This window comes from Winogradskyella sp. (assembly GCF_045105575.1).
GTDB lineage: Bacteria > Bacteroidota > Bacteroidia > Flavobacteriales > Flavobacteriaceae > Winogradskyella.
This window is the reverse complement of the sequence record NZ_JBGCDQ010000024.1, coordinates 23,840-32,780: the sequence shown is the minus strand read 5'-3', so window position 1 is coordinate 32,780 and position 8,941 is coordinate 23,840. Positions and strand designations below refer to the sequence as shown.

4 protein-coding genes are annotated in these 8,941 nt (G+C 34.5%); 3 read left to right on the top strand and 1 reads right to left on the bottom strand.

All coding sequences use genetic code 11. From position 1 onward, the window contains the following. Positions 1-271: 271 nt before the first annotated feature. Positions 272-3,202 (bottom strand): GH92 family glycosyl hydrolase, encoded by a 2,931-nt coding sequence (locus tag AB8B52_RS05900; RefSeq protein ID WP_406026162.1) that lies wholly within the window; start codon positions 3,200-3,202, stop codon positions 272-274. A gap of 39 nt (positions 3,203-3,241) precedes the next feature. Between AB8B52_RS05900 and AB8B52_RS05895 the strand changes: the two genes are divergently transcribed. From AB8B52_RS05895 to AB8B52_RS05885, 3 genes are all read left to right on the top strand, one after another. Further along, the gene (locus AB8B52_RS05895; protein WP_406026160.1) at positions 3,242-5,542 is read left to right on the top strand and encodes a beta-N-acetylhexosaminidase; all 2,301 of its coding nucleotides are present in this window, start codon (positions 3,242-3,244) and stop codon (positions 5,540-5,542) included. An 89-nt stretch (positions 5,543-5,631) separates the two neighbouring features. Further along, positions 5,632-6,321, top strand: coding sequence for a copper homeostasis protein CutC (locus tag AB8B52_RS05890; RefSeq protein WP_406026158.1), 690 nt, complete (start codon positions 5,632-5,634; stop codon positions 6,319-6,321). Next, positions 6,311-8,917 carry a glycosyl hydrolase 2 galactose-binding domain-containing protein gene (locus AB8B52_RS05885; RefSeq protein ID WP_406026156.1) on the top strand — a complete coding sequence of 869 codons (2,607 nt, stop codon included), beginning with the start codon at positions 6,311-6,313 and terminating at the stop codon, positions 8,915-8,917. The genes AB8B52_RS05890 and AB8B52_RS05885 overlap by 11 nt, the downstream gene beginning before the upstream one ends. Positions 8,918-8,941 lie beyond the last annotated feature (24 nt).

Here is an 8,941-nt window from a genome sequence, read left to right as displayed (position 1 = left end):
GCAGCAATAAATCCCCAGAAAAAGAAGACGGTACAAAGCGTCGCTAATGCCGACTTGTTGTTTTGATTACTCATGTATTGATTTAGTTAGTTAGTTAGTTAGTTAGTTAGTTAGTTAGTTAGTTAGTTAGTTAGTTTTCCTGCAAGGTCTCTAAGACCTTGTAGGTATTGTTAGTATTCAGACCTACAAGGTTTTTAAAACCTTGCAGGTCTATTTCATTTTCTTCAGACCTTTCTTATTTTTTAAAACCAGAAAGCTCTACTAATGTTTCCTATTTAATCGATATTTCATCCACAAAAATCCAGCTTTTTCCATTCATAGGATGTCCAATGTGCCAATCTGGTAAATCACCGAGTTTTTTGGCGATGACTTTTACATATCTATAATTAGACTTTGGAATTTTCATTTCAACAGTTGCGATATCAATATTATAATTCTTTGGTCTAGTATAAAGTTTTCTTTTTCCAATTGCCGTAAAGTGCTTGCCATCTTTCGATACCAAATATTCAACTTCTGTAGGATGAAAAATCCATGCGCCTTGGTCTCTTAAAAAGTTTACGGAAATTGAATTCACAGGTTTTACAGAACCCAAATCTACAGTAGCGATAACATCGGTATTATGATAACCTTGCCAGCTGCCTGTTCTGTAATTTTTAGTACTTCGTATGCCATCAATTAATGCATCATTGCCACCAGCGGAATATTGATTAGCAAATTCACTTTCTAAAGTAATACTAAGATTAGGATCAATTTTATAAAATGGTGTGGTTAAAAGCGGACTTTTTAAATCACCTTTTTCAGAATATAATTTCAATTTTGCATCTTTTGAAATGGTAAAAGGAGTCTCATAAATTTTGAAATCAGCGTCATCAATGGCATAAAATATGTTTGCATCTTTTTCTGAAGTCGATAACACAACTTCGGTAGCACCTCTAAAGGTAATATCTCCTTTAGCAATATACGGAGAGGGTAAAATGATATGATCTGCGATTTCAGTTTTTGGTTCGTTGCCGTCTTGTGTTCCCCAAGTTGAAGGCTTGTCTGTCATGTTAAATTCTAGAGAACCACCTTCAACAATTGAAGCATGCGAAAGAAATGTTTTATCTAAAGTTTTACCATTCAGTTTTACATTCTCAATATAGATATTAGTATCACTTAAATTAGTTGCGGTTATGTTGAATTGTTTACCATTTTCAAGATTAATAGTGGCTTTATCAAAAAGAGGTGTTCCAATAATATAGTCGTTGCTGCCTGGAGTAACAGAATAGAATCCCATTGAACTCAAAACGTACCAAGCGCTCATTTGACCGCAATCTTCGTTTCCAGAAACACCATCAGGATCATTGTGATATAATTCAGTTAAAATTTGATGAACACGTTCTTGTGTTTTATAAGGTCTATTTACAAAATTATAGAGATAAGCCATGTGATGACTTGGTTCATTACCATGCGCATATTGCCCAATTAACCCTGTAATATCCGATTGGTCGCGTCCTGAAGTTTCTGTTTTAGCCGAAAATAATTCATCGAGTTTGGCTTCTAGCTTATCTTTCCCACCGAGTAGTTTTATAAATCCTGATATATCTTGAGGGACATAAAAACTATACTGCCAAGCGTTAGCTTCGGTGTAATTAAAATTCACTTCATACGGATCGAAAGGTGCAAACCATGTATTTCTAAAACGGCCACGCATAAACTGCGTTTCAGGATCAAATACATTTTTATAATATTGCGCACGTTGAATGTAGGTTTTGTAATCTTCAGTTTTACCCATTGCTTCTGCCATCTGCGCAATAGTCCAATCGTCATAAGCATATTCTAAGGTTTTAGAAACCGATTCACTTTCTTCATCTACCGGAATAAATCCATATGTCTTATAAGCTTCCAATCCAAATTTATCTCTGGTCGCTGAATGTTTCATCGCTTCAAAAGCCTTTTCCGTATCATAATTGCGAATCCCTTTTAAATAGGCATCTGCAATTACAGGAACCGCATGGTAACCAATCATACAATCCGTATAATTTCCTGCTAAATCCCACATGGGCATAATGCCACCTTCGTCGTATTTTGCTAAAAAGGTATTTATAAAATCGTTGGTTTTTTCTTGTTCTATGATGGTATAAAGCGGATGTGCCGCTCTGTACGTATCCCAAAGTGAAAACACAGTGTAATAATCAAAATCCGCAGTATGAATTTCTAAATCCATTCCTCTGTAACGACCATCAACATCTTGATAACGATTTGGTGCGAGCATGGTATGGTATAACGCCGAATAGAAATTTGTTTTTTTATCGAGATCATTACTCTCAATAACTATTTTTTCCAATTGTTTTTCCCAAAAATCTTGTGCTATTTTTTTTACTTGCTCAAAGGTTTGATTTCCTATTTCTCCTTCAAGATTTTTTCTTGCACCTTCAATATCGACAGCAGAAATTCCGACTTTAATATAAATAGGTTCGTTATTAGGGTTTATAAAATTAAGAGCGGTTCGTCTTGCACCAGGTAAACCTTTTTCTAAAGGCGATTGTAACACATCAGTAAAAGGATGCGAGGTTTTTATCACATAAAATAAACGTTGGTCTTTTGCCCAAGCCTCCGAATGTCTGTAACCAACAATTTCAGTATTAGAAATCTTATCAATTTTGGCATCTAAAACTTTATCACGATGCTCTAAATCGAGAATAACATATTGATTATCTTTTGAAGGAAATTTATATTTATGAATACCACTACGTTTGGAAACGGTGAGTTCTACATCAATATTAGTAGAGTCTAAATGTACTTTATAATAACCTGGTTCTGCTGTTTCATTATCATGAGAGAAATGCGCGCGATAGCCTGCTTTTCCATCTGCTCCGTTATTAAAAATTTGTTTGTTGGTTGGCATTAAAAGCACATCGCCATAATCGCTAATTCCTGTGCCGCTTAAATGTGTATGCGAAAAACCATAGATGTATTCATCCGAATAATGATAACCAGAGCAACCATCCCAACCTTCTAACCTGGTATCAGGACTCAATTGCATCATACCAAATGGCATCGTAGCACCAGGATACGTATGGCCATGACCTCCAGTACCAATAAACGTATTTACGTAATTGATTAGTGGCTGGTCTTTCTTAGCTGAGGTAATTGACGATGAATCTTTACAACTTACTAATAGAACAAGTACAATTAAAAAGGCGGTTATTTTAGAGTTCATCAAAAAGATTGTTAATTTTAACGCATCTAATATAGTAAAATGCATTTCAAAACTTTCTTTGGTCTTATAATTTTATCTGTTTTTCTATTCAGTTGTAACCAAGACCAAAAACAATTAGTTGAATCTCAGATTATCCCAATACCGATTTCTACAGAGGTAATTAACGCTGTTTTTGTTTTAAATAAAGATACAGGTATTTCTTTATCAGATGATTTTAGTATCAGTGCAAACTTTCTAAAATCTTTTATAGCCTCAGGAAGTGGTATTGAACTAAAATCTGGAAACGATATCATTTTTGTTAAAGATAAAACAATGAAACCTGAAGGTTATAAGTTGAGTATTTCAAAAGATAATATTGAAATAACAGCAGCAACAGATCAAGGAGCATTTTATGCAGTACAGTCTTTACGTCAATTACTACCAGCAAGTTTTGAAAGCGGAACTTTTGATGACAAAAAAGTTGAAATACAATCGGTAATTATTAATGATGCACCAGAATTTAAATATAGAGGTATGCATCTCGATGTGGCACGACATATGTTTTCTGTAGATTTTATTAAAAAATATATTGATGCTTTAGCGCTGTTAAAGATGAATACCTTTCATTGGCATTTAACCGAAGATCAAGGTTGGCGTATTGAAATTAAAAAATATCCAAAACTACAAGAAGTTGCAGCCTACAGAAACGAAACTTTAATTGGGCACTACAGCGATCAACCACACCAGTTCGATGGTAAGCGTTATGGTGGTTTTTACACACAAGACGACGTTAAGGAGATTGTGGCCTATGCAACAGCACGTTTTATAACCGTAATTCCAGAAATTGAAATGCCTGGTCATAGCCAAGCTGCCATTGCTGCGTATCCGCAATTAGGTTGTACAGGAGAACACGTTGAGGTTGCTACTAAATGGGGCGTTTTTGAGGATATTTATTGTACAAAAGATGAAACTTTTAATTTTCTTGAAGACGTTTTGGATGAAGTTTTAGAACTTTTTCCTAGTGAGTATATTCATATTGGTGGAGACGAAGCACCAAAAACACGATGGAAAACTTGCAACCACTGTCAACAAAAAATTAAAGATGAAGGCCTAAAGGATGAGCACGAATTACAAAACTATTTCATTACCAGAATGGAAAAATATCTCAACTCTAAAGGCCGACAAATAATTGGTTGGGATGAAATATTAGAAGGTGGTTTAGCACCAAATGCAACGGTTATGTCGTGGCGAGGTACGGAAGGCGCCATTGAAGCTGCCAAACAAAAACACGATGTGGTAATGACACCAACATCGCATTGCTATTTTGATTATTACCAATCTGACAATGATGAAGAACCATTGGCCATTGGAGGGTTTTTACCCTTAGAGAAAGTTTACGGTTTTAATCCAATTCCTGAAGAATTAACAGCAGAAGAAGCTGAATATATAATGGGAGTTCAGGGCAACATCTGGACAGAATATATGCCAACAGAAGCACAAGTAGAATACATGGCTTTTCCCAGAACGCTTGCTATGAGCGAAGTGGCTTGGTCGCAACCAGTTCAAAAAGACTATAAAAATTTTGTATCGCGATTAGAACATTTTCATAAGCGATTAGATGCGTTAGATATTAATTATGCGAATCATTTGTATGAGATTGAGGGCGAATTAGTTTCTGAAAATGGAAAACCTTATTTTGAATTGAACACTGTTACCGAAGGCAAAACAATTCGTTATACCACAGATGGATCAGAACCTATAATAAGTTCAGAAGTGTACACGACTAAAATTCCTATTATAAAAAGTACAGTTTTAAAAGTGGCTGTTTTTAATTCTGAAAAACGACTTGGTAAGATTTTTATTCAAGACATTAATTTACATAGGGCAGTTGGCAAGAATATCACTATTAGCAAAGAGTCAAGCAAAGCTTATATGGGAAGCGGACCAGAAGGTTTAATAAATGGTATTAATGGAAGTAACACAAGATTTGGTGATAAAGAATGGTTAGGTTTTTCTGGTGAAGACATTGAAGTCACCATTGATTTCGATGAGGTAACAGAAATAAATAGAATCTCAACACGCTTTCATAACGGAAACGGACAATGGATTTATGCTCCAAAGCAAATTTATCTTGAATTCATAGTTGATGATGGTTCTATTGTTACTGACAACATACAACTTGAAAGTCAAACTGAACATATAATCACAGAGTTTAATTATGATTTTGTAACACCAAAAAATTTAGATGTAAAAGTAAAACAGGTCACTTTAAAGATACCAAATTATGGCATAATTGAAGAAGGCAAACAAGGAGCAGGAAATAAAGCATGGACTTTTATTGATGAGATTATTGTGAACTGAGAACACCCCTAAAGTCCCTTCAAGGGTGTAAAAGTTAAAATTGAAAGAATAACCAATAATAAATATTCCTGCTTTCTCAGGAACTAAAGATGAAATTAGAAATCTGTGCCAACTCATACCAATCTGCAAAAAATGCTCAAGAAGCAGGTGCACATCGCATAGAATTATGCCAAGAACTTTCCGTTGGTGGGATTACACCTTCGTATGGTTTATTAAAACAAGTGATTGAAAATTTAGAGATTCCGGTATTCGTTTTAATACGACCTCGAAGTGGTAATTTTGTGTATTCAGATGCTGAATTTAAAACCATGAAAAGTGACATTCAACTCTGTAAAGATTTAGGTTGTCAAGGTATAGTTTCGGGTGTTTTAAATGTTGACAAAACCATAGACTTAAAACGAACAAAAGAATTTGTAGAATTATCAAAACCTTTACCATTTACCTTCCATCGCGCTTTTGATGAGGTGTCAAATCCAAAAGAAGCTCTAGAACAACTCATAGGTTTGGGTATTGAACGTGTGTTAACTTCAGGACAAGAAACATCGGCAGAAAAAGGCATTATATTATTAAAAGAATTAAACGGAATTTCGAAAGGCAGAATTATCATTCTAGCAGGTGGAGGTGTTTCGGCAAAAAATGCAGCTAAATTTAAAGCAGCTAGTTTAGATGAAATTCACGCGTCAGCTTCAACTAAAATTAAACCAGATGATTCTATGTTTTCTTTACCATTAACGTATTCTGATCCTATAAAAATTAAAGCCATTTTAGATGCTATATAGTTCACTCAAGGTCTTTTTCTTTTTAAGATTAAAATTTAATCCTAATATCAGTTTGAGTGATTTTGAGGTACGAAAAATTGTATCGAGAACTCTTTTATTGGGTTCTATTTTTCTATTAGCAAGCTGCCAACCAAAACACGATGTGCCTATAACAATAGATTTGCATAACGATTGGCAATTCAAAAAAGTAACAGATTCGGTTTGGCAATCAGCAACCGTTCCTGGTAATGTGCATTCCGATTTATTAGATCACAAACGCATTGAAGATACATTTATTGGAGATAACGAAAAAGATGTTCAGTGGATTTCTGAAGTCGATTGGGAATACAAAACCACATTCTCTTTAGATAAAAAAATCCTTCAAAATAAAAACATAGACCTTAATTTTGAAGGTTTAGATACGTATGCTTCGGTATTTTTAAATGACAGTTTAATTCTAAAAACCAATAATGCGTTTAGAACATGGAATGCAGATATAAAGTCGCTCTTAAAACCAGAAAACGAACTTAGAATTTTATTTGAATCGACTTCAAAATTTGAAAACGCAGAAAAAGAAAAACTAGCCTATGAGTTGCCAGAAGGCGAACGCATTTTTACACGAAAAGCCCAATTTCAATATGGTTGGGATTGGGGACCGAAGTTAAATACGAGTGGTATTTGGAGACCAATTCAATTAGCGGCTTGGAATGATGGGAAAATTAATGAGGCTTATATTCACCAAACTGAATTGAATGATTCTATTGCTAAACTTGCACTTCAAGTTGAATTTTCAAATAGTAAAACAGAGGGGTATTCGTTCGATGTATTAGTTAATGATTCGTTAGTTGCTGTTTCTAAAGACGAATTTCAATATAGCCCACATATAATACCATTTGAAATCAAAAACCCAAAGCGTTGGTGGCCACACAATCTAGGTGACCCTTATTTATATAATATTAAAGTTATAGTAAAGGATGGGAATAAAATCTTAGACAGTATTTCAGTAAAAAAAGGATTACGAACCATTGAACTAGTAACAGAAAAAGACAGCATCGGAGAATCCTTTTATTTCAAAGTCAACGAGGTACCTGTTTATGCAAAAGGGGCGAATTATATTCCGCAAAACAGTTTTCAAAATAAAGTTACAGACGAACATTATGAAAATCTTTTAAGTGATGTTGTCGATGCTAATATGAATATGCTCAGAGTTTGGGGAGGTGGCATTTATGAGAATGATATCTTTTACGATTTATGTGACGAAAAAGGGATTCTGGTTTGGCAAGATTTTATGTTTGCCTGTGCAATGTATCCTGGTGATGTAGATTTTTTAGAGAACGTAAAACAAGAAGCAGAAGACAATGTAAAACGACTAAGAAATCACGCATCAATCGCCTTATGGTGTGGTAATAATGAAAACTCAGAAGGTTGGCATCGTTGGGGCTGGCAAGCCGATAGGAGTGAAGAAGAGAAAACTGAAATTTGGAATAACTATTTAAAAGTATTCGATTCTATTTTACCAAATACAGTTGCTAAATTTTCGGATACAGATTATTGGGAAACCTCACCAAAATACGGAAGAGGAAACACTAAATATAAAACTGAAGGTGATGCACACGATTGGTGGATTTGGCATGATGCCTACCCATTTGAACATTTAGAAGACAACGTACCACGTTTTATGAGCGAATTTGGGTTTCAGTCCTTTCCGAGCTATGAAACGATTCGGTATATCAATCAAAGTGATCGTGTAGAGATGTCTTCTGAAGGTTTTAAAAATCATCAAAAACATGTGCGCGGTTTCGAATTGATTGATACCTATATGAAACGCGATTTTCCTGTTCGTAAGGTTTACACTGAGGGTTGGTCGCTGAGCGAAGTCGAAGCGAGTCGAAGTGCAGAAGATTATGTGTATATAAGTCAGCTTTTGCAAGCCTACGGAATTACAAAAGGCATAGAAGCGCAACGAAGAGCAAAGCCTTACAATATGGGAACTTTGTATTGGCAACTCAACGATTGTTGGCCAGCAGTGTCTTGGAGTAGCATCGATTATTTTGGGAATTGGAAAGCTTTACATTACAAAACCAAGCGTAGTTTTGATAATATTTTGGTGTCTTCAAAAATTGAAGATGAGATTTTAAAAACTTGGATTGTTAATGATAATTTAGAAGGTGACAGCGGAAAATTTAAGGTTGAGCTATTAGATTTTTATGGGAATTTAATATTGGGCTATTCCAATGAAATTGATGTGGCTTCAAACTTTAGTGCCATTCAGTTTGAGTATGATTTGAATACTATTGAATTCAATAGGTCAGAAGCCGTTTTAGTGTCAACATTTAACGATGCGACGTCTTATTTCTACTTTGTAAAACCAAAAAATTTAAATTTAAAACAATCCGAAATTAACCAAGTACTTGTAAAAACAAAAGCTGGTTTTAGTATAGAGCTACAGAGTAAAACACTTCAAAAAGATGTCTTTTTATACACAAAGGCAAAAGGTCATTTTTCAGATAATTTCTTTGATATGTTGCCAAATCAAAAAGTGACTATTCATTTTAATACAGAATCTATTATTCTAGAAGATCTTCAAATTAAAACGTTTAACAAATTCATAAGATAAGCCATAGTTCATATGAGTATATTT

Coding starts and splice junctions, on each gene's coding strand:
- AB8B52_RS05890 (WP_406026158.1), top strand. CDS start 5,632: ATGAAATTAGAAATCTGTGCCAACTCATACCAATCTGCAAAAAATGCT.
- AB8B52_RS05895 (WP_406026160.1), top strand. CDS start 3,242: ATGCATTTCAAAACTTTCTTTGGTCTTATAATTTTATCTGTTTTTCTA.
- AB8B52_RS05885 (WP_406026156.1), top strand. CDS start 6,311: ATGCTATATAGTTCACTCAAGGTCTTTTTCTTTTTAAGATTAAAATTT.
- AB8B52_RS05900 (WP_406026162.1), bottom strand. CDS start 3,202: ATGAACTCTAAAATAACCGCCTTTTTAATTGTACTTGTTCTATTAGTA.